A 503-nucleotide genomic window follows, 5' to 3' on the forward strand; every position below is an offset into this window, starting at 1 on the left:
CAGTCATTTCAATGTTTTTGAAGCTTTGCAAGGTTATCAGGAACAAGGGTTGGCTTGCGGAGATTCTAAAATCTTTCGTCTGTGATCGATTTTCAATCTTATAGAGTAAAATCAATGAGTAATCGCTATTGGAGTTAAAAATGAAATCTATAAAAGCATGGATGTTGTTATGTTTGATCGCGATGTTTGGTTGTACGTCAAAACCAGATGATGTTGAGCCTGTAAACAACTTTGCACTCCAACCCTACCTCGGTAAATGGTATGAAATCGCTCGACTGGATCATTCCTTTGAGCGCGGCCTCTCTAACGTTACGGCTGAATACGAATTGCGTGAAGACGGTGGTGTCACGGTTATCAACCGTGGTTATTCGCAAGAAGATAAAAAGTGGACACAAGCCGAAGGCAAAGCGTATTTCGTTGGAGATGAAAACATCGGCCATCTTAAAGTTTCATTTTTTGGCCCGTTCTATTCTTCGTACATTGTGTTCGAGCTAGGAGAAAAC

The 503-nt window shown here is 41.0% G+C and carries 1 protein-coding gene; it reads left to right on the forward strand.

Annotated features, from left to right (window positions below):
• Positions 1-140: 140 nt before the first annotated feature.
• The coding region (locus tag R7093_RS28540) for a lipocalin family protein (protein WP_318147449.1) at positions 141-503 on the forward strand (363 nt) is incomplete at its 3' end.

The organism is Vibrio sp. 1580, from assembly GCF_033340055.1.